At 48.6% G+C, this 21,931-nt stretch carries 18 protein-coding genes; 13 read left to right on the forward strand and 5 right to left on the reverse strand.

What is annotated here, in order from left to right; all coding sequences use genetic code 11:
* Positions 1-72 precede the first annotated feature (72 nt).
* Complete coding sequence (locus tag OIR97_RS02390; protein ID WP_169544115.1) at positions 73-1,569, forward strand: ATP-binding protein; 1,497 nt, start codon at positions 73-75, stop codon at positions 1,567-1,569.
* 18 nt (positions 1,570-1,587) lie between these two features.
* Here the strand turns inward: OIR97_RS02390 and OIR97_RS02395 are convergent, their stop codons facing one another.
* Together OIR97_RS02395 and OIR97_RS02400 are read right to left on the reverse strand one after the other, a co-directional pair.
* The gene (locus OIR97_RS02395) at positions 1,588-2,241 is read right to left on the reverse strand and encodes a response regulator transcription factor (protein ID WP_169544116.1); all 654 of its coding nucleotides are present in this window, start codon (positions 2,239-2,241) and stop codon (positions 1,588-1,590) included.
* 111 nt (positions 2,242-2,352) lie between these two features.
* Positions 2,353-3,087, reverse strand: coding sequence for a UTRA domain-containing protein (locus tag OIR97_RS02400; RefSeq protein ID WP_169544117.1), 735 nt, complete (start codon positions 3,085-3,087; stop codon positions 2,353-2,355).
* 347 nt (positions 3,088-3,434) lie between these two features.
* Here OIR97_RS02400 and htpG point away from each other — a divergent pair, with 347 nt between their 5' ends.
* The 3 genes from htpG (at position 3,435) to OIR97_RS02415 (ending at position 6,828) form a co-directional block, all read left to right on the forward strand.
* Positions 3,435-5,315: a molecular chaperone HtpG gene (htpG, locus tag OIR97_RS02405; protein WP_169544118.1), complete on the forward strand. Its 1,881-nt coding sequence runs from the start codon at positions 3,435-3,437 to the stop codon at positions 5,313-5,315.
* Positions 5,316-5,444: 129 nt separating this feature from the next.
* On the forward strand, positions 5,445-6,524 hold the full coding sequence (locus OIR97_RS02410) for a hypothetical protein (RefSeq protein WP_267177779.1): 1,080 nt from the start codon (positions 5,445-5,447) through the stop codon (positions 6,522-6,524).
* Positions 6,508-6,828: a hypothetical protein gene (locus tag OIR97_RS02415; protein WP_267177780.1), complete on the forward strand. Its 321-nt coding sequence runs from the start codon at positions 6,508-6,510 to the stop codon at positions 6,826-6,828. The genes OIR97_RS02410 and OIR97_RS02415 overlap by 17 nt, the downstream gene beginning before the upstream one ends.
* Here OIR97_RS02415 and OIR97_RS02420 read toward each other — a convergent pair whose 3' ends face one another.
* The 3 genes from OIR97_RS02420 to acnA form a co-directional block, all read right to left on the reverse strand.
* Positions 6,829-7,653 (reverse strand): NUDIX hydrolase, encoded by an 825-nt coding sequence (locus OIR97_RS02420; protein ID WP_267177781.1) that lies wholly within the window; start codon positions 7,651-7,653, stop codon positions 6,829-6,831.
* A gap of 92 nt (positions 7,654-7,745) precedes the next feature.
* Positions 7,746-8,495, reverse strand: coding sequence for a DUF1223 domain-containing protein (locus tag OIR97_RS02425; protein ID WP_169544120.1), 750 nt, complete (start codon positions 8,493-8,495; stop codon positions 7,746-7,748).
* A 76-nt stretch (positions 8,496-8,571) separates the two neighbouring features.
* The gene (gene acnA, locus OIR97_RS02430) at positions 8,572-11,265 is read right to left on the reverse strand and encodes an aconitate hydratase AcnA (protein WP_169544121.1); all 2,694 of its coding nucleotides are present in this window, start codon (positions 11,263-11,265) and stop codon (positions 8,572-8,574) included.
* 885 nt (positions 11,266-12,150) lie between these two features.
* On the opposite strand from acnA, the gene OIR97_RS02435 reads away from it, so the two are divergent.
* The 9 genes from OIR97_RS02435 to ccmB all read left to right on the forward strand — a co-directional run bounded on the left by OIR97_RS02435 (position 12,151) and on the right by ccmB (position 21,914).
* Positions 12,151-14,106, forward strand: a complete 1,956-nt coding sequence (locus tag OIR97_RS02435) for an AMP-binding protein (protein ID WP_169544122.1) — start codon at positions 12,151-12,153, stop codon at positions 14,104-14,106.
* Between the two features lie 20 nt (positions 14,107-14,126).
* Entirely contained in the window at positions 14,127-14,918 is a 792-nt protein-coding gene (locus tag OIR97_RS02440; RefSeq protein WP_169544123.1) for an ABC transporter ATP-binding protein, read from the forward strand.
* A 21-nt stretch (positions 14,919-14,939) separates the two neighbouring features.
* Complete coding sequence (locus tag OIR97_RS02445) at positions 14,940-15,845, forward strand: branched-chain amino acid ABC transporter permease (RefSeq protein ID WP_169544124.1); 906 nt, start codon at positions 14,940-14,942, stop codon at positions 15,843-15,845.
* A gap of 5 nt (positions 15,846-15,850) precedes the next feature.
* A complete protein-coding gene (locus OIR97_RS02450) occupies positions 15,851-16,936 on the forward strand; it encodes a branched-chain amino acid ABC transporter permease (RefSeq protein WP_169544125.1) in 1,086 nt (361 codons plus the stop codon).
* Positions 16,937-17,051: 115 nt separating this feature from the next.
* A complete protein-coding gene (locus tag OIR97_RS02455) occupies positions 17,052-18,368 on the forward strand; it encodes an ABC transporter substrate-binding protein (RefSeq protein WP_169544126.1) in 1,317 nt (438 codons plus the stop codon).
* Positions 18,369-18,402: 34 nt separating this feature from the next.
* Entirely contained in the window at positions 18,403-19,218 is an 816-nt protein-coding gene (locus OIR97_RS02460) for an ABC transporter ATP-binding protein (protein ID WP_169544127.1), read from the forward strand.
* A gap of 42 nt (positions 19,219-19,260) precedes the next feature.
* Complete coding sequence (locus tag OIR97_RS02465) at positions 19,261-20,508, forward strand: phenylacetate--CoA ligase family protein (protein ID WP_169544128.1); 1,248 nt, start codon at positions 19,261-19,263, stop codon at positions 20,506-20,508.
* A gap of 117 nt (positions 20,509-20,625) precedes the next feature.
* On the forward strand, positions 20,626-21,252 hold the full coding sequence (gene ccmA / locus OIR97_RS02470) for a heme ABC exporter ATP-binding protein CcmA (RefSeq protein ID WP_169544129.1): 627 nt from the start codon (positions 20,626-20,628) through the stop codon (positions 21,250-21,252).
* Complete coding sequence (gene ccmB, locus OIR97_RS02475; protein ID WP_169544130.1) at positions 21,249-21,914, forward strand: heme exporter protein CcmB; 666 nt, start codon at positions 21,249-21,251, stop codon at positions 21,912-21,914. Before ccmA ends, ccmB begins: the two co-directional genes overlap by 4 nt.
* Positions 21,915-21,931 lie beyond the last annotated feature (17 nt).

Below are 21,931 nucleotides of genomic sequence, written 5' to 3' on the forward strand. Positions count from 1 at the left end.
AAGGCGCGATACTCTTGGCAGGGAATTTAAAGCCTATTTCCCCGGTGTATATTCCATAATGGAGAGTAGAAAATGCTGATCGGTGATCTGTTGTTGGCTCATGGCCTTGTTACAGCGGCGGATATAGAACTTGCATCCCACAGACAAAAAGAAAATGGTGGACGTCTGGGAGACAACCTTGTTGCGCTTGGTGTCTTAAGCCAGGATCAGCTCGACAAAATAATCTATGAAGCACCGCAAGCGCCCAAAACTATTTCCGACACAGGAATTCAATCGGCGAATTTGCTGCGCATAATGTTTAAGGCGATCTACGTGAACAGCCTTGAAACCGCATCAGAGTTTTCGGCGGCCATCAAGTTGCCCGTCCCGGTGATTAACCGATTGATACAGGAAGCCGGTGACAGGAAGTTTCTTGAAGCGTTGGGGACAACCGATCAGTCAACATTTTCTGAAAATCGCTACGTTATGACGGAAGCTGGGCGCCGGTTTGCATTGGAATCGCTTCAGCAGAATCAGTATGTTGGGCCGGCACCGGTTTCGTTGGAAAATTATCAGGACCGGATTGTTCAACAGAAAATTACAAACGAGCGCGTCGAGCAATCGAAAATCGAAAAGAGTTTTGAAAAGCTCGTGATCGCTGAAGATTTCGTTCGCCGTCTGGGCCCCGGTATCAATGCCGGCAAGAGCATCCTTCTATATGGCCCTCCAGGGAACGGGAAAACGACGGTTGCCGAAAAGGTGGCCGACATCTTTGCCAATATCATCTATATCCCCTACTGCTTTGAAGTGGATGGCCAGATTATCAAGGTTTTTGATCCGGCGATCCATACCCCTGTTCTCAAAGAGTCAGAAGAACTCCCGAAAAGTGGTTTGCGTCGCGAAGAGTTCGATGGCCGTTGGGTTCCGTGTGAACGACCGATCGTCATTACAGGTGGTGAATTGACGCTTGAGATGCTGGATCTCAGCTTTAACGCGCATGCAAAATATTATGAAGCGCCCCTTCATGTGAAGGCTTCCAATGGTACCTTTATTATCGATGACTTTGGCCGCCAGCTTGTGAGCCCGGAAGAGCTTCTCAACCGCTGGATTGTGCCACTGGAAAGTCGGATTGATTTTCTGAAATTGCATACAGGTAAAAGTTTTCAGTTGCCGTTTGATGAGCTGGTTATCTTCTCAACCAATCTGTCGCCCGATGACCTGATGGATCCTGCCTTTTTACGTCGTATCCCATACAAACTCGAAACCGTTGGTCCGAATAGAAGTCAGTATTTTGACATCTTTAAAATTGTGGCAGCGTCGCGGGGTCTGGAAATGACGGAAGAGATTTTGGATATTGTCATAGACGAGCTGCAGGTCAAAAACAGTTTTGAGCTCGCGTGCTATCAGCCCAAATTTATTATTGATCAGGTTCTGTCTGCCTGTAAGTATCAGGGTATGGACCCGCATTTCACCCATGAACTTGTAACGGACGCGCTGAAGAACCTCTATACAAGTAACGCACAAGGGGCTGGGAAAACAGCGGCAAAATCACTGTCAAGCAGCTCTGCTAGCCTTGCGGCAGCTCAATAATTCAATCGGTAAATCGGATCAGGCAATCTCGCGCGCGTGAAGAACGGCTTGGGTCCGGTTGCTGACACCCAGAGTGCGGAAAATGGCTGTAATATGAACCTTAACCGTGCTTTCGGCCAGGTTCAGGCCCGCCGCAATTTCCTTATTTGACTGCCCTTGTGCCATAAGTTCCAGAACATTTTTTTGTCGACGCGTCAGGTGTTGGGTCGCATGCGACTTTTCTGGTGCCTGTTTTGAAAGATGCCCAGTTTTGGTGGCGACTTTTGCGTCGGGCAGGTTAAAGGCCTGTGAAGGAATGTATTTACCGCCTGATAAAACAAGGCGGATAGCGCTCACAAGGACTTCTCTTGTTGATGATTTTGGAATGTAACCATCGGCCCCCAATTGTAAGGATTGGGTCATGTCACCAATTTCTTCAGATGCAGAAACGATCACCACAGGAATGGAGGGATGATCCCGTTTCAGTTTTTTCAAAGCATCCTGAAATGACGCACCCGGCATTTGAATGTCGAGGACAATAAGGTCTGGCAAATCAGTCGCGTTCAGCATCTCAGCCTGCAACTCGTTGAAATCATTACAGTCGACTATGTCGGTCTTTGCATCTAATTGTGAAAGCAAGCCTGACAACGCCATACGATACAGTGGATGATCATCCGCAATTAATATTTTCATGCCTGAAATCTATTCCTAAGCTATGGACTGATTTTATACCATAAACGGATATAAATGTATAGGTAAATAAACCAAAGAGAAACACACCTATAGCGAGAAGTGATTAAAAAATTACCATGTAATTTGGTGTCGATTGCTTGGATAAATATATTGTACAGAAGAAAGAATCTGATTCCCGATCCAAGTCCGTCGGTTGTGTTGCAAACACGGAACGGCCTGGTCCAATTCCAGGAAATGGACAGCTTCGGGGGTTGCCAGGGTCGCTTCTATTTTGTGATCATCCGACAAAAGATTAAAGGTCTTCCGAAAATAGGTGTCCGCGGTTTGACCGGTAAAGTCGAAGGACAGGAAATCGGGTGCCAGTTCCGGGTTTACATATCGGTCTTCCAGCATAACAGGCATGTTGTTTTCCCTGTGAACGCAATATAGGCGATACACTGTCTGGCCTTCAGGGATGTGTAAAAGGGATGAGCCTTCCGGGCCGATTGGTTCGGCCTGCAAGAAGTGAACTGCACAGCTGTGAATATTTCCGCGACTACGAATGGCGATATCTACTTCCTTGATGGATTTGGCGGCTTTGCTGGGCCGAGATTCAGCAACGAAAGTACCAACGCCCTGAATTCGGTCCAGATAGCCTTCCTGCGTTAACTCCCGAAGTGCCCGGTGAATGGTCATCCGGGAAATCTTCATGTCCCGAACGAAACTGTGTTCCGAGGGAATTTGCGAGTAAGGAGGCCATTCGTTCTTCAGGATTTTGTCGATTACAAGTTCCTTGACCTGTTTGTACAGGGGTTGAGGAGGTTTTACAGTTTTGGGATCGTTGTTTTTCAAAATGGCGTGTTCCATAAATGGTCCTCATATGCAGTCGTTGCTGTTTTAGGAGGACGCATGGGAACAGCTTTTGTGAAAGCTGAAAGTGAAGGCGGTTAAAAAAATAACACTGCCGTCTTTTTTTACTTGAACGATCATTCCAAATAAATATATGTTAGTGACTGATCAACACCATCTACACACATCGGTTGATGATCAAGTGGGTCCACTCCGAATTTTTTGCGCCCCTCGAAGTGGACCCTTTTCATTTTTCCCCGGAAACAAAAAAATTGCCTTACAATGTTGGGGTCAAGACTTGATCCAAACGTTTCTTCTCTTCATATAGAGGGATGAACTTTCAATCGTTGTGAGAAAAGAAAAAAATGACCGAACAGACACATGAGTTTCAGGCCGAAGTTGCCAAGTTGTTGCACATTGTCACCCACTCCCTGTACAGCGAAAAGGAAATTTTCCTGAGGGAGCTGATCTCCAACTCGTCGGATGCATGCGATCGCCTAAGATATCTTGCGCTAACACAGCCAGAATTGATCAAGGAAGACCCTAAATTCCGGGTAAAAGTTTTTCTGGATAAGGCGGCGGGTACGCTGACTGTTGACGATAATGGTCTAGGCATGACGGATCAGGAGATGATCGAGAATCTTGGAACCATCGCGCGCTCGGGTACGTCGAATTTCATGTCAAAGCTAACCGGCGACGAAACCAAGGATCTGACAGCCATTGGTCAATTTGGTGTCGGGTTCTATTCGTCTTTCATGGTCGCTGAAAAAGTGGAAGTGACCAGCCGCAAGGCGGGTGAAGAAAAAGCGCATACCTGGATTTCTGATGGACAGGGATCGTTCACGCTGGCGGAAAGCGACAGAGAAGTACGTGGTACGACAATCACCCTCTTTTTGAAAGAAGAAGCGGCAGAATTTCTGGAGCCGCAGCGCGTTCGTTCTGTTATTAAAACCTACGCCGACCATATCGCGCTTCCGGTTATATTGAAATCGGCCGATGATGAGCCTGATGCGGCGGACGATGTGGTCAATACGGCTAGCGCCCTTTGGACCCGGCCGAAATCAGAAATTACCGAAGAGCAATATACGGAATTTTATCATCATGTGGGACAGGCGTTTGATACCCCTTGGGCAACCTTACATAGTCGGGTGGAAGGGATCATCGAATATAGCATGCTGCTGTTTATCCCCGAACAACCGCCTTTTGATCTGTTTAATGCAGAGCGAAAATCGAACCTTAAACTTTATGTAAAACGCGTCTTCATTACGGACGAGTGCGAAGAACTGATTCCGGCCTATTTGCGATTTCTTAAAGGCGTGGTGGATTCCGAAGATCTGCCGTTGAATGTGAGCCGTGAAATGCTGCAGAACAATCCGGTATTGATGAAAATCAAGTCCGGGCTGGTGAAGAAAGTGATTGGCGAGCTGGAAAAACGCGCCAAAAAGGACGAAGAGGGTTTTGCAAAATTCTGGTCAAACTTTGGGGCTGTTCTGAAAGAAGGCATCTACGAAGATACCGAGAACGGTGAACGCCTTTTGAAACTGTCGCGTTTCAATTCAACAGGGTCGGATAAAGCTGTCACACTGGACGAATATGTTTCGGGCATGAAAGAGGGGCAGGACGCCATCTATTACATCACAGGGGATGACCTGGATGCGCTTAAACAAAGCCCTCAACTGGAAGGCTTTAAAGCCAAAGATGTTGATGTATTGCTCTTGAGTGATCCCGTTGATAGCTTCTGGCTCAGCCGTCATAGCCAGTTTGATGGCAAGGAATTCAGATCAGTCACGCGGGGTTCTGCTGAACTGGATAAAATGAAAGGTAAGGACAGTGATGAGGATACGGACGACAAGAAAGAACCGTCGCCAAATCTTTCAACACTGATAGCCGCTTTCAAACAGACCCTTGATGGTAAAGTGAAGGATGTTCGTTCTTCTTCCCGGCTAACTGACAGTCCGGTTTGTCTGGTTGCTGATGAAGGGGATATGGATATCCATCTGGAAAAGGTTCTGAAGGCACATAAACAATTGGGCGGAGGGCCTTCTCAGCGTATTTTGGAAATTAATCCTGATCACGCCCTTATCCGTAAGCTGGCGGAAAAGATTGAAGAAGACAGCACCGCGCCGCAAGTCTCCAATGCTGCGCTTCTGTTGTTGGATCAGGCTTATATCGTAGAAGGGGATCCGGTCTCAGACCCTGTTCTGTTTTCGAAAAGAATGGCTGATTTCATGGCTTCCGGCCTCTGATTTTAGTGAGAATGATCTTCTAAAAGGCGGCCTTGACGGGGCGCCTTTAAGATTTTTTCAAATTTAGAATTCACTATTTCCCCCTGACAGCAGTCATAGAGATAACTGATCAATCTTTCAGGTATCGCTATGACAGGCTTGACGAAAAAAATAGTATTTGCCGCAAGCCTGCTTTGGCTGCTCGGAGGCTGTGCGCTTGGCGTAAGCCCGAAACTATCCAGTGATGCCAACACTTTTCGTCGCTCAGTCGATCTGTTGTCGGTGCTCATTAACACTCAATATGAAATGCTCGAAGACATTCATCAGTTGTCTTTAAGCGATAGCATCGATTTGCAATTAACGCTTGGTGGATCGCCTTCGTTGTTTGCTGAGCCGCTTTTGTCTGATGCCGCGCGCCTGGCCCGAAAAAAGGTTCTGGATCTATTAAGGCTCTATGCCTATCGGCTCTCCAATATTTTATCGACAGAAACACCTGAGACAATTCTATCGGTGGGCCTGTCTTCCTATCACGCTATGGAAAGGTTGAAGCCCGCTGACTTTAATCTTTCCCATTCGTTGGATCCCTCTCAGGCCGCAGCGCTTACAACTTCGATGACGGGGTTTGCCAAGATCCTCTTCCTGCCAAAGACAACTCGAAAGTTGTCAGAGCTGACCAAAGAAACACAGGTTCATATTCGTCAGCTGGTCTATCTGTTTTTTGCAGATTTGGGGTCATCGGCTGACCTGGCAGCGCAGTGCCGGTTTTCAACACCGGCCTTACTGGGCGAGCTGGATTTCAAAAAGCCGACGCTTTGCCGGGGCGGCATACGCGGATTGATGAAAGCAGCGGTGGACGCAAATTTGAGAACGTTGCGTCAACGGCTTCAATTGCTGAGCACCAATGATAAAGCCATAGGGGATGAGCGCAGGATCTTAGTTGGAAAAGTAATGGCGATCCAGAAATTTGGCCGTTTGCAGGACAGTCTGATCGCCGACCTTCAGGAAAGCCTACTTCTTATGTTGCAGGCGCATGCTCAGTTGTCAGCCCGTCTTCAAATCGAGGCGGGTGAAACGCAAGCAGGCGGCTCCATGGAAAAATCACACATGTCCCAAATGTCGTTAACCGAACAGTTTTACGCCTATGTTACGACGCTATCCGGACGTCAAAAAAAGTTGTTGGTTTATTTTACAAAATTGTCTGATGAGAACCGTTATGCCGACCAGTTATAAAGAAGCCTATCGAATATTGTTAAACTGTCAGGAAAAATTGAACGCACAGGATATCGCAAGCCTGCCGCGAGACAAACAACTTGCTTTGCTCAAGGCGCAGCAGTCAGTTTATCTGGAGATACAGCATTTGCAAACACAGCGCATGACGGCCCGCACGGATCCGTTTGTGGCCCTGACAGCAGACTTTCAAACGTCAGAAGAAGGATTTCGCGAGATACAACAATGGGCTGCGGAGGCCAGACAAACAAGTGAGACCATCACGGGGCTGCTCAAAGGACTATCGTTGGTGCTGAGCCTGTTCTGATTATTTTTTGCGGTCGGGGTCCATCATGGGGTCAATTGCGCGGCGGGTAATGCTGTAATCCGCCTCAGCCGGGATATTGAGGAACTTGCCCTTTTCTGTTGTTTCCAGTTCAGGAAGGACAGAGACCGTGTCGGTTTCCGAAGCGCGGGCAATCGCATCGTCAGCCGATGTATAGCGGGTCAGATATTCGATATTCATCAAGGTCGGGAAGATGATGGTATATTCGTTTTCCTTGGCCGCCCGCAAAGCCGCATTTGGTCCGATCCAGACAGAATCAACAGATTCCTCCCCATCATGAACAGCCAGTTGTTCCGGCGGCGCCTTGGCGATGAAGAAATGGGTGTCGAAACGCTTTGGCATGAAGGTTGGCGTCAGCCAGTGCGAATAATGCGCCAGTAAATCTGTTGCAAGTTCAAGATTTTCGGCTTTCGCCATGGACAGAATATCAATCTTTCCCGATTGCATATCCTGTCTATAGGTATCCACCAGCCCAGAGAGCCGGTCCGGTGTGATCAGAGCCTGGGTTTCTTTGTTTCGGGCGAGCAAAATGTTGCATTCTTCAAAGGCTTCGCGAATAGACGCGATTTTGAACGAGAGGAGCGGATCCTCTGTTTCCTGTTGTGCAGGAAGATGCTCGAAAAGAGCCGGATTTAAATCTGCATCGTCCACTTTCCCGCCAGGAAAAACCAAAGCACCCGACGCAAAATCAATCTGATGATGTCGGACCACCATAAAAACCTCGATATTATCCTGTATGTCGTCGCAATCGCGGACAAGAAGAACGGTAGCGGCCGGTTTTAATGGAGACGGGGTTTTGGACATCATGCGCACCTGTTTTTATTTCTCTTTTCCCGTTTATAGCGCGTGTTGGAACCCTCAGGCAAGGGCATGCTTGCCTTTCGTTGTTGTCTTCTGGATTAAAGGTCAATCTCCAGTGCGGCAATGATCGGCCCAAAGCCGCGCTCCTGAATTAAAATAGCACATCCGTCGCGTCCTTCATTCATCAGTGCCGCCAAATCCAGTTCAATTGTTTTGTGTTGGCCATCCCAGTTTTCCAATGGCTGTGTCCGGCGGGCAATATTATGATATGTGATGGACTTTCCGGTATTTTCGCCCCGACCAATCTGAACCTCTTGTTTGTGATCGATATCCACTTGCCAAATGGTTGCGCCGTTTAAATGGTCAGGCAAGTTTATAAAAAGACGGTTGCCGTCAATGCGCCATGTCAGCTTAATTTGTTCGGCATGTCCTTTGAAAGCGAGGAGGTTCTGTTCAAGTTCATGGGCGTTTGAGCCCACAAAGTGGTCCGCTCCGGCGACGACCATTTGCGGGGTATATACATACCGGGCGCCAAACTGATCCCGATAGCGGGTCTGGCGAGCATCATTCTCTGAATTGGCAAAGGTATCTTTCCAGCCGATATAATCCCAGTAGGTTACGGCAAACGACAGTCCCAGCACATCTGGTTTCTGAACAATTTCACCCATCAATTTGTCCGCAGGGGGGCAAGATGAACACCCTTGAGACGTATAAAGCTCAATGACTGTTTTGGGTTGTCGGACATCCAGAGCGCTTGCTGAAGTCATGCTCAGGGTAAAAAATAACGCGACTGAAAAAATATAGGCTGCCTGTTTCATGCTCTCGACAATAAGCGGAACTGTGCTCACTGGCAATTCAAGCTTCGGTGAACAAAAAAACGGCGGCCCGAGGACCGCCGTTTTAATTGCAAAGATGCAAGTCCGATTAGGACGCTGACAGTTTCCGCAGAACATATTGCAGAATACCTTCATGCCGATAGTAGTCGACTTCGTCCACGGTATCGATCCGGCAGAGCAGTTCCAGTTTTTCAACAGAACCATCTGCGCGAGTGATAGTGCAAGGAACGGCCATCCGTGGTTTGATTCCGTCAGCGATACCGGTGATATCAACTTTTTCAGAACCATCCAGATTGAGCGTTTTGCGGGTCACGCCTTCCGGGAACTGGAGGGGCAGAATACCCATGCCAACGAGGTTGGACCGGTGAATCCGCTCAAAGCTCTCGGCAACAACGGCTTTAATACCGAGTAACCGCGTTCCTTTGGCAGCCCAGTCACGGCTTGAGCCTGTGCCATATTCTTTACCGGCAAACACCACCAATGGAACACCATCTTTCTGGTATTGCATGGAGGCATCATAGATCCACTGCTGAGTGCCGTCAGGCATGTGGCGGGTTACACCGCCTTCAGTGCCAGGGGCGACTTCGTTCCGCAGGCGAATGTTGGCGAAAGTACCGCGCATCATCACTTCGTGGTTGCCACGACGCGAGCCAAACGAGTTGAAGTCTTTGACCGGGACCTGATGATCGTTCAGGTAGTCACCGGCAGGGCTGTCCGCTTTAATTGCACCGGCAGGTGAAATATGGTCGGTTGTCACAGAATCGCCGAGCAATGCAAGAACACGCGCGCCGTTGATGTCTGAGAAATCGCCCGGCTCTTTCTTCATTCCCTCAAAATACGGAGGATGCTGAACATAGGTTGAGCCACTGTCCCAGGTATATGTCTGGCCCTCAGCTGTTTTTATGCTCTGCCATTCGGCGTCGCCTGCAAAGACATCACTATACTGGGCGACAAACATATCACGGGTCAGGGCCGCCTGAACGGTTTCCTGTACTTCCTGATTTGTTGGCCAGATGTCTTTCAGATAAACCGGGTTCCCGTCTTTATCTTCGCCAAGCGCTTCTTTTGTAATGTCAATATTCAGCGAGCCGGCAATTGCATAAGCAACAACAAGAGGCGGAGAGGCCAGATAGTTGGCTTTAGCATGTGGGCTTACCCGGCCTTCAAAGTTACGGTTTCCTGAAAGGACAGAACATGCAACCAGTTCTCCTTCAGTGATAGCCTCTGCAATTGGCTCTGCAACCGGTCCAGAGTTACCGATACATGTTGTGCAGCCGTACCCTACCAGGTTAAAGCCGAGTGTATCGAGATCGTCCTGAAGTCCAGCCCGATTTAAATAATCCGTGACCACTTTTGAGCCAGGAGCCAGAGATGTTTTGACCCAAGGTTTAACTGTCAGGCCTTTTGCAATGGCGTTTCTGGCAACCAGACCCGCAGCCAGCATGACGCTTGGATTGGATGTGTTTGTGCAGGATGTAATGGCGGCGATAATGACGTCACCACTCCCAATACTGTAATCCGTTCCTTTAACAGGCACTTTCTTCTCAATGCCAGCGTCGTTGCCAGAAAGAACCGGCAGGGCTGTTTTGAAAGAAGAGGCTGCGTCTGTCAGCAATACGCGGTCCTGTGGACGTTTCGGTCCCGCCAGACTTGGAACAACTGTTGAAATGTCCAGTTCCAGTGTCGCTGTGAATTCCGGATCAGGTGTGTTGGCATCGCGCCACATGCCCTGTGCTTTTGCATAGGCTTCAACCAGTTTAACACGTTCCGGATCACGGGCTGTGAAATTCAGGAAGTTGATTGTTTCTGCATCAATTGGGAAGAAGCCACAGGTTGCCCCGTATTCAGGTGCCATGTTCGAAATGGTTGCCCGGTCGGCAAGTGCCAGTTCATCCAGGCCTGGACCAAAGAATTCAACGAACTTACCAACAACGCCTTGGGCGCGAAGCATCTGAGTGATGGTCAAGACCAGGTCAGTTGCCGTGGTGCCTTCTTTCAGCTTTCCAGTCAGTTTAAAGCCGACAACTTCTGGAACCAGCATGGAAATCGGCTGACCCAGCATAACCGCTTCAGCTTCAATACCACCAACACCCCAGCCAAGAACGGCCATGCCGTTGACCATTGTTGTGTGGCTGTCCGTACCAACCAGTGTATCTGGATAAGCAACTTCGTTACCGTTCTGGTCTTTTGTCGTCCAGACAGTCTGTGCAAGATATTCCAGATTTACCTGATGGCAGATCCCTGTTCCAGGAGGAACAACACGGAAATTATCAAATGCTTTTTGACCCCAGCGAAGGAAAGAATAGCGTTCGCCGTTCCGTTCCATTTCAAGGTCAACATTTTGTTTGAAAGCGCTTTGCGAGCCTGCTTTATCAACCATCACAGAGTGATCGATGACCAGATCACACTGTGCAAGTGGGTTGATTTTTTCCGGATCGCCGCCCAGTTTGACCATGGCATCGCGCATCGCGGCCAAGTCAACAACGGCAGGAACGCCTGTAAAGTCTTGCATAAGAACGCGGGCAGGACGGTAAGCAATCTCACGGTCTGCTTTTTTCTCTTTCAACCAACCAGCCAACGCGCTGACATCTTCTGATGTAACAGTGCGGCTGTCTTCATGACGCAGCAGGTTCTCCAGCAGGACCTTTAACGAGAACGGAAGGCGGGACAAATCGCCCAGACCAGCTTCTTCGGCAGCAGGAATGCTGTAATAGTCGATTTTCTTGCCGTCGACATCGAGTGTGCGACGTGTATTGAGGCTATCGTGACCAGTTGTTGTCAACGCTTCGCTCCTTGCTCAGAATGGGAACGGGAAGGTGCCAGGTATTAACGTGATTGAGTTGGCACCCGTAATCTTTCGGCCCGTATGTGCCTTAATTTTCACAGATACTCAAGACCAAAAGGTAAGAATCTCATGATTTAGGTCTCTATTCTTATATCGGCTCCGTTCATTTTACCACTTTCTTTGTTATTTTTTGAAGCGTGGACAGTTGCTGTTGAACGAGAAGCGAAGGGAATGTTTCGAAAAGGTGGCCCTCAATTATAAGATTCGGAAAAAAATAGTCGGCGGGCCGACATTTCTGTTCAAAATGCCGGATCTGAACTGTTTTGAACGCTTTTCGCACCTGCGTCGTAATACTGTTATCCACCGCTTAAACTAACGAGCGTTCAAATTGGTGCTCGGCAAAAAATAATACAAATCAAATGTGTATCTATTTAAAGTAAAACCATTAATAAATTTATACGGATATACGTTTTTGTAGAGTTAAAGATAATCTATATAGTTTAAATTCAGTACGTATGTATTATTATTTTACTTTTTAGTTCGTATCTGTCTGAACATTACTTCTAATACAAACGCTTGTTTTTTTTTAATATTTCTATTTTTTTTGATAAAACCAACAAATATCCTTGAATCTACCAATTTTTATGGTTTTTCTCTTGACGATGGTGAGGCGGTTCGACTATTGACGTTGGTAAGGTTCATCAAGAAGCCAAAAAACAACATGATAAAAACCATATCGGTTCTGGGAGGAACTGTCCGCACCGTCAGCGTAGTATGCGTGGGCGTGGTGTTTTTTGCATCAAATGATGCCGCGGGGTCTACTCCTCCTGAGCTAAATAAAAAATGATTTGAAATCTTTTTTGTTAAGGAATCAGGGAGCCTATGACAAACAAAGACCAGGGTTTAGACACCTTTCCAAAACTCTTGCGGCGCAATGCCGAGCAACGCCCGACCGTGCCAGCCTATCGTGAAAAAGAATTTGGCATCTGGCAGACCTATAGCTGGAAGGATGTCTATGACAACTCCCGGGCTTTGGGTCTTGGTATGGTTGAATTAGGCATTAAGCGCGGCGATGCTGTTGCCATTCTTGGATCCAATCGTCCGCAGCTTTACTGGGTGTTCGCAGCCGCACAGGCCATTGGTGCCTTGCCGGTTCCCATCTATCAGGATGGTGTTGCCGATGAAATTCAGTATGTGCTTGAACATTCCGGTGTGAAAATGGTCGTCGCCGAAGATCAGGAGCAGGTAGACAAGATTTTGTCTATTCTGGACCAGTGTCCGGCGATTGAGCAGGTCATTTACAAAGAAACACGCGGTATGCGTCATTACAAACAGGAAAATCTGCGCTCTTATACGGACGTGCAGGATCTGGGGCGGGAGTTTGATAAGAAAAACCCGGCTTTTTATGATGCTGAAACGGAAAAAGGCGTTGGTTCGGATATTGCGACCCTGCTTTATACATCAGGAACGACGGGCCGGCCTAAAGGCGTGATGCTGAGTTTTGATAACATGGTTCAGGCTGGCGCCCTTTCTGTTGAGTTTGAAAACCTGACAGAGAAAGACAAGGTTCTGTCCTACCTGCCAATGGCTTGGGTGGGCGATCACTTGTTTTCTTACTCGCAGGCGACCCACGCTGGTTTCTCAGTCAATTGCCCTGAAAATGCTGAGACAGTGTTGACAGACCTTCGGGAAGTTGGCCCAACATATTATTTCGCACCGCCAGCGGTGTTTGAAAACATGTTGACCCAAATGATGATCCGCATCGAGGATGCCAGCGCGATCAAGCAGAAGATGTTCCATTATTTCATTGGCGTTGCCAAGAAATGCGGTGTTCAGATTCTGGAAGGAAAGCCGGTCTCCCTGATGAACCGCCTTCTGTATACTGTTGGTGACTTCCTGGTATATGGGCCGCTTAAAAATACACTCGGCTTCAGTCAGATCCGCGTTGCCTATACAGCGGGTGCGCCGATGGGACCGGAAGTTTTCAAATTCTATCGGTCGCTGGGTATCAATCTCAAGCAGCTTTACGGTCAGACGGAAAGCTGTGCGTATGTCTGCATTCAAAGCGATAATGATGTGCGGCCTGATACGGTTGGACCGCCAGCCCCTGGATGTGAAATCAAGCTGGATGAGGTTTCTGGTGAGGTTCTGTATAAAAGTCCGGGCAGCTTTGTGGGTTATTATAAAAATGATGAAGCCACCAAAGAGACAAAAACGGACGATGGTTGGGTTCACACGGGCGATGCCGGTATCATGACGGATGACGGTCAATTGAAAATTATTGACCGGGCGAAGGATGTTGGAAAGCTGCAGGATGGTACATTGTTTGCCCCTCAGTATCTTGAAAATAAACTCAAGTTTTTCCCAGCCATTTCAGAAGCTGTCTGCCATGGTGCTGACAAGGACACGGTAACCACTTTCATCAATATTGATTTGGAAGCTGTTGGCAACTGGGCCGAACGTCGCGGTATTTCATATGCCAGCTACATGGATCTTGCCAACCGCGAAGAAGTCTACGCGATGATCAAGGAAAATATCGAAGAAGTGAACCGGGATCTTGCGATCGACAGTGAACTTGCCGGTGCCCAGATCAGTCGTTTCCTCATATTGCCTAAAGCACTGGATGCTGATGATGGAGAATTGACCCGGACCCGTAAAGTTCGGCGTCGGATTATCGCTGAGCGGTATGGTCCCCTTATTGATGCGCTGTTCTCGGATGTCAGCGAGGTTCATATTGAATCTCAGATGACCTTTGAAGATGGTCGTAAAGGGGTTCTGAAAGCGGACATCCGAGTCCAGAATGTCGAAACCTATCCGGCCATGCGCGCCGCCTCGTAAATTTCAGGGACTGTATTGTTATGGAAGAACAAGGAAGACAAATTGGTGATGTCCTTCTGTCGGTAGAGGATATTAGCCTGTCCTTCGGTGCAGTGCGTGCCATTTCCGATGTTAGCTTTGATATCAGAAAAGGTGAGATCCGCGCGATCATTGGACCAAACGGAGCGGGCAAAACGTCGATGCTGAACTGCATCAACGGTTTCTACCACCCGCAACAGGGCACAATTACCTATAAGGGTCAGAAACGAAGCGCGATGAAGCCCCATGAAGCTGCGGCTCAGGGGATCGGCCGAACCTTTCAGAATGTGGCACTTTTTAAAGGCATGTCGACACTGGACAACATCATGACAGGGCGAAACCTGAAAATGAAATCCAGCCTGCTCAGCTCCATGATCTGGTGGGGACGTGCTGAAAAAGAAGAAATGAAGCATCGTCGCTTTGTCGAGGATATTATCGATTTTCTGGAAATTGAAGCGATCCGCAAAACGCCTGTTGGGCGTCTGCCATATGGTTTGCAGAAACGTGTGGAACTTGGTCGTGCCCTCGCGGCAGAACCAGAGCTTCTTCTTCTTGATGAACCGATGGCAGGAATGAACCTGGAAGAAAAAGAAGACATGTGCCGGTTTATTCTGGATGTGAACGACGAGTTTGGCACCACAATCTGCCTTATTGAGCATGATATGGGTGTTGTTATGGATATTTCCGATCGGGTTATGGTTTTGGATTATGGCGGGAAAATCGGAGACGGTGTCCCGGAAGAAGTTCGCGCCAACCAAAATGTTATCGACGCCTATCTCGGCGGCGGTCACTAATCAGGATACAGGAGCACACTTATGGAATTTTTTAATGATGATGTTCTGTTTTTCCTGGAAGTTCTTTTCAGCGGATTATTGACCGGAACACTTTACTCACTTGTCGCCCTTGGCTTTGTTTTGATTTTTAAAGCATCTGGCGTGTTTAATTTTGCCCAAGGCGCCATGATGCTGTTCGCAGCCCTGAGCCTTGTTGGTATTCAGGAAATGCTCGGGGTTCATTGGACCATCGCGTTTGTTCTGACGGTTGCTGTCATGGTCCTGTTGGCCTGGTGTGTTGAAAAGTTTGTCTTGGGCAAGCTGGTCAATCAGGAGCCGATTATTCTGTTCATGGCGACCATTGGTATTACATTTTTCATCGATGGTTTCGGCCAGACGATTTGGGGAAGTGATATCAAGACGCTGGATATCGGCCTGCCAAACGGTTCAATCGACTTCGGCGGTATTTTTATTGATGAGCTTGAACTTGTTGCTGGTTTGACAGCGGGTGCACTGGTTCTGGCGCTTGCGATCTTTTTCAACAAAACCCGCATTGGCCGGGCACTGCGTGCGGTGGCCGATGATCACCAGGCGGCAATGTCTGTTGGTATTTCGCTGCGCAACATCTGGATCATCGTTTGGACGGTTGCGGGCCTTGTTGGTCTGGTTGCCGGGATCATGTGGGGATCGAAACTGGGTGTTCAATTCAGCTTAAGTCTCATTGCACTAAAAGCCTTGCCGGTTTTGATGCTGGGTGGTTTTACCTCCATCCCCGGGGCAATTTTAGGCGGATTGATCATTGGTGCAGGTGAAAAACTTGCAGAAATTTATCTTGGCCCCTTTGTTGGTGGCGCCATTGAAAACTGGTTTGCCTATATGCTGGCGCTAGTCTTTCTTCTTTTCCGTCCACAAGGCCTGTTTGGCGAAAAGATTATTGAGAGGGTTTAGGCAGAATGTTTTATCGTGAAGCAGGACAGTTCAAGTCCTCCTATAAAGAAGACCAGGCCGTTTTTCCGATCCTTCAGGATCGGATCGGTATCGCCATCATCCTTTTGATCGCATTTGTCGGTATTCCCCTGTTTGCAGGTGATTATTTCATCGGCGCGATTATGACTCCCTTTTTGATCCTGGCCCTCGCCGCGATCGGTTTGAATATCCTGACAGGCTATGCGGGTCAGATTTCTCTGGGAACCGGTGGATTTATGGCAGTAGGGGCCTTTGCCGCTTACAAATTTGCCACCTTTACGATCACAATCGGTAGTATCGAAGGTACGTTGCCGCTTATCATCACGATCCTCCTTTCAGGGGTAGTCGCGGCGCTTGTCGGTATCATGTTTGGTATTCCAAGCCTTCGCATTAAGGGCTTCTATCTGGCTGTGGCGACGTTGGCGGCTCAATTCTTTATTGAATGGCTGTTTATTAAAGTGGGCTGGTTTACAAATTATAGCCCGTCCGGTGTTATCACTGCGCCTCCATTGAACGTCATGGGGTATGTCTTCGAAACGCCCGCAGAAAAATATCTGTTTACACTCGGATTTGTTGCCGTTCTTGCGATGGCAGCCAAAAATCTGGTGCGCAGCCATATTGGCCGCGGCTGGATGGCGATCCGGGATATGGATATTGCGGCGGAAATCATCGGCTTTAAGCCGTTGCAAACGAAACTGTCTGCCTTTGCGGTCAGCTCTTTCTTCTGTGGTGTCGCGGGCGCTCTGTGGGCGTTTGTTCATCTGGGAACAGTGGAGCCTGAAGCCTTCGGCATTAACCGTTCTTTTGCCATTCTCTTTATGGTGATTATCGGCGGTATGGGCAGTATTCTTGGGTCATTTATCGGAGCGGCTTTTATTCTGCTCCTGCCTATTTTCCTGAATAACGTGCCGCCTATGATCGGCTTGGAAATCGGTGTTGATATGGTGGCGCATTTGGAGTTCATGGTATTTGGCATTCTGATCATTTTCTTCTTGATTGTTGAGCCCCATGGACTGGCAAGATTATGGACCATTGGTAAGGAAAAACTGAGATCCTGGCCATTTCCATATTGATCTGTTGCCAAAAGGCGGCCAGAGTTGTCTGGGCGCTTTTTATAAGCGATGGAAAATTTATCTCTTGGCGGCTTACGCCGTACCAAACAACAAGAGAAATTCTGGGAGGAAAGATATGAGTTTGAAGAAATTTGTACTTGGTGCTTTGGGAGCAGCTGTTGTTGCGGCACCATTTGCGGCCCCTGCGCCGGCATTGGCAGAAGATACACTGTATCTTCCAAAATTGGTTTATCGTACGGGTCCATTTGCCCCTGGCGGAATTCCAACAGCGAACGGTGCCGTTGATTACTGGGCGATGATTAATGAACGTGACGGTGGCGTAGGTGGCGCCAAGGTTATTGTTGAAGAATGTGAGTTTGGCTACAACACAGACCGTGGTGTGGAATGTTACGAACGGACAAAGAATAAAAATGGTGGTGGTCTTGTCTATCAGCCATATTCAACAGGTGTAACATATGCATTGGCTGACCGTACACGGACTGACAAAATCCCTCTGTTGACAATGGGTTATGGTCGTGCGGATGCCGGTGTTGGTACAGCATTTCCTTATGTTTTCCCACTTATGACAAACTACTGGGGCCAGGCCACCGGTATTATGAAATATATGGGTAAAGAAGAAGGCGGACTGGACAAGATGAAAGATAAAACGATTGCGCTCGTTTATCTTGATATCGCCTACGGTAAAGAATCCATTCCGATCTTTAGATCTCTGTCCGAAAAATTCGGTTTCAAACTAAAAGAATACCCTGTCGTATTCCCAGGTCTTGAACAGAAAGCAACTTGGTTGCAGATTCGCCGTGCGAAGCCTGACTATATTGTCATGTGGGGCTGGGGTGTTATGAACCAGACAGCGATTAAAGAAGCCGCGAAAATCAAGTTTCCAGCTGAAAAATTCATTGGTAACTGGTGGGCCGGTGCTGAGCAGGACACAGTTCCAGCTGGTGATGCGGCAATCGGTTACAAAAGTGCTGCATTCGGTGCTGCTGGTAAAGACTTCCCGGTTATCCAGGAAATCATGAAGCACGTTTATGGAAAAGGAAACGGCAAGGGTGAAGAAAATGTCGGTCAGGCTCTGTACAACCGTGCCGTTCTGACGCAGGTCGTTATTCATGCGGGTATCCTGAAAGCACAGGAAAAAACTGGCAAGAAAGCGATTTCTTCAGAAGACCTTCGTTGGGGCCTTGAAAATATCGTTCTGGATGATGCACTTGCAGAAAAACTCGGTGTAAAAGGCATGGCGCCAACTCTGAAGCCTAACTGCGCTGACCACATCGGTGGTGGTTCATTCTACATTCAGCAGTGGGACGGTAAAAGTTGGAACAAAGTTTCTGACACTTTGACACCAATGGAAGACATGATCATTCCTGCGATGAAAGAGTCTGCGGAAAAATACCTGAAAGAAAAAGGTCTTGATGCTGTTTCCTGCAGCTAAGGTCTGACTAAGTTTTAAAGAGAGAGTCTTGCTTATGAATGCGACAAGCAATCCCCTTCTTAGGGTCAATAATATCGAGGTCATTTATGACCATGTTATCCTTGTCTTGAAAGGGGTCTCGCTGGAGGTTCCGGAAGGGAGCATTGTCTCCATTCTGGGTGCTAACGGTGCTGGCAAGACTACCTCTTTGAAAGCCATTTCGAACCTCCTCCGCTCTGAGCGCGGGGAGGTTACGAAAGGCACCATTGAGTATGAAGGTCGGGATATTACGCAAAAATCTCCGGCTGAGCTGGTGACCGAGGGCGTTGTTCAGGTGATGGAAGGCCGTCACTGTTTTGAACATCTGACCGTTGAGGAAAATCTTTTGACAGGTGCCTATACCCGTAAGGGCGGCCGAGCTGTCATTAATGAAGAGCTGGAAAAAGTATATCACTATTTCCCGCGTCTAAGAGAGCGCCGGACTTCACAGGCCGGTTATGTTTCTGGTGGTGAGCAGCAGATGGTGGCCGTGGGCCGCGCCTTGATGGCCAAGCCAAAGCTGATCCTGCTGGATGAGCCATCAATGGGGCTGGCGCCTCAGTTGGTGGAAGAAATTTTTGAAATTGTGAAGCGTTTGAACGAAGAAACCGGCGTGAGTTTTCTCGTTGCCGAGCAGAACGCCACAATCGCACTGAAATATGCCCACTATGGCTACATTCTCGAAAATGGCCGGGTGGTTATGGATGGGGCCGCTTCCGATTTGTCAAACAACGAAGATGTGAAGGAATTCTATCTTGGTCTGGGAGGCGATGGCCGGAAAAGCTTTAAAGATGTGAAGCATTACCGGCGGCGTAAGCGTTGGCTCGCTTAATCCTGATTTTTCCAAATCTCTCAATAAAGAAATAGTAGTTCTATGACCGGTACTGGCAAATATTATGACGAACTTGAAACCCGTGAGGGGGCGGTTCGTGAAAAAGAACAGTTTCAGGCATTGCAAGCACAGATCGTGCACGCGAAAGCCAATTCTGATTATTTTGGCGAGATACTGAAAGATGTCGACCCTGCGTCGATCACCTCTCGGGATGCGTTAGCCAAATTGCCAGTGACCCGGAAAGCGGACCTGATCGGATATCAGACGTCCAACCCGCCTTTGGGTGGTTTGAACGCAGAGCCGATCGGAGACGTGGCGAATGTGTTCATGTCGCCTGGCCCGATCTTTGAGCCTGGGCAACGGACAAAGGATTACTTTCGGATGGGGCGTGCCATGTGGGCTGCCGGCTTCCGTCCGGGAGATCTAGTTTACAATACGTTTTCCTACCACATGACCCCGGCCGGTCACATGATGGAAAGCGGAGCCCATGCTGTTGGCTGCCCTGTTTTCCCCGCCGGAATTGGGAATACGGAGATGCAAATTCAGGCAGTGGCAACCCTGAAACCACGGGCCTATGTCGGGACGCCGTCCTTCTTGAAGATTCTGCTTGAAAAAGGCAGGGAAGCAGGTGCCGACATGTCGTCCATCAAGGTTGCCAGTGTTGGTGGGGAGGCGTTGCCACCCTCGTTACGAACCGCATTGCAGGATCTGGGGATCGATCTGGTGATCCAGTCGTATGGGACAGCCGATCTTGGTCTGATTGCTTATGAGACAGAAGCCATGGAAGGTATGACAATCGATGAAGGCGTTTTTGTCGAGATTGTCCGGCCTGGTACAGGCGATCCTGTTGGTCCGGGTGAAGTTGGTGAGGTTGTCGTCACCAGTTTTAATAAAACATATCCATTGATCCGTTTCGGTACGGGCGATATGTCTGCATTTTTGCCGGATGGCAGTGCCTGTGGCCGAACAGGTCCCCGGATCAAGGGGTGGATGGGACGCGCTGACCAGACCGCTAAAGTGAAGGGCATGTTTGTTCATCCCGGCCAAGTGGTTGATGTTCAGAAACGCCATAGCGAGATCAAAAAGGTTCGTCTGGTGATTACCAGTCATGACAATGTCGATGCGATGACGCTTCAATGCGAAGTTGAAAAAGGAAATGATCCACTGAAATCGGCGATTGAAGAGTCCGTTCAAAGCCTGTGTAAAGTGCGGGGCGGCGTGGAGTTCGTTGCGCCGGGGTCGCTTCCAAATGATGGAAAAGTGATCGACGACGCACGGAGCTACGAATAACGGCGCACTACGAGACTATTCGTCGCATCTGCAAAGGTTGCGAGAAGGGGAACATTCCTGTAGTCAGTGAACGGACCTCTTTTTTATTTGTAATGATCTTGGATAGTCCGTTTTCTGATGACCCTGCATGTTAAAAACCTGAGTTGTATTCGTCAGGATCGCTTGATATTTCGGGAACTCGACTTTTCGCTCTCCCCCGGATCGGTTATGTGGATCAAGGGAAAAAACGGTGCAGGCAAGTCTTCTTTGTTGCGGATGATTGCCGGTCTGTTACGCCCGGTAGAGGGCGACATTTTCTGGAATGACCAGAATGTCCACGCAGACCCCGACAGTTTTGCCGGCCAGTTTCACTTTCTGGGTCATCAGGAACCTTTGAAACCAGTTTTTACCGTTTATGAAAATCTCGACTTCTGGTCGCGCTTTCACGGGGGTAGTCGCGCCGCCGTTGACGCGGCGATGGATGCCTTTGATCTACAAAGGCTTCGCAACACGCCAGCCCGTATTTTATCAGCAGGTCAAAAAAAGCGGACGAACCTTGCACGTCTGATTGCCAGTCCCGCCCCCTTATGGCTTCTTGATGAGCCGTTAAGCTCCCTCGACGTTCATTATATCGAACTTTTCACTCACGTCCTTGAGGCACATGTCTCGGCGGGTGGAATGGCATTATTGGCCACCCATCAGGAAATCGGGATTCCGTCCCTTAGAACGCTCAATCTGGACGCAGCCAAGGGTGGCGTGTCATGAATAGTTTCCTCTGCGTCTTTAAGCGGGACTTTAGTTTGGCGGCACGGCAAGGCAGTGCCCTGACCATGACCTTGTCTTTTTTTGTGATCGCAGTGACGCTTTTCCCTCTGGGTGTAGGGCCTGAACTTTCTGTTCTGGCACGGATTGGGCCCGGGGTTTTATGGGTTGGTGCCTTACTCTCCTGCCTTTTGACATTGGATCGAATGTTTCAGGCTGACTATGAGGATGGTTCACTTGATCAATTAATGGTCGGAACGCTTCCCGTAGAAATGATGGTTCTGGCGAAGGTTTTGGCCCACTGGATTACCTCGGTGCTGCCATTGATTGTAATCACACCGGTTCTTGCCATATCCTTTAATATGCCGGCGGATAGCTTGCCGGTTATGGTTTTGGCATTATTTGTGGGATCACCCGTTCTCAGTCTGATAGGATCAGTTGGGGCGGCCCTTACGGTTGGGATGCGTCGCGGTGGGGTGCTTTTATCTTTGTTGGTATTGCCCCTGTATATACCGGTTTTAATCTTTGGTGTTGCAGCCGTAGAAGCGGCGGTTGCCTTGTTACCGGTCGCGCCTCATTTATTGTTGTTGTCCGGGCTCTCGCTTGGAGCATTAGTGGTATGCCCCCTGGGGGCGGCGGCTGGCTTAAGGCTTGCAGTAGAGTAGAAAGAGCAGGATGAGAA

It is taken from the genome of Sneathiella aquimaris, assembly GCF_026409565.1.
GTDB lineage: Bacteria > Pseudomonadota > Alphaproteobacteria > Sneathiellales > Sneathiellaceae > Sneathiella > Sneathiella aquimaris.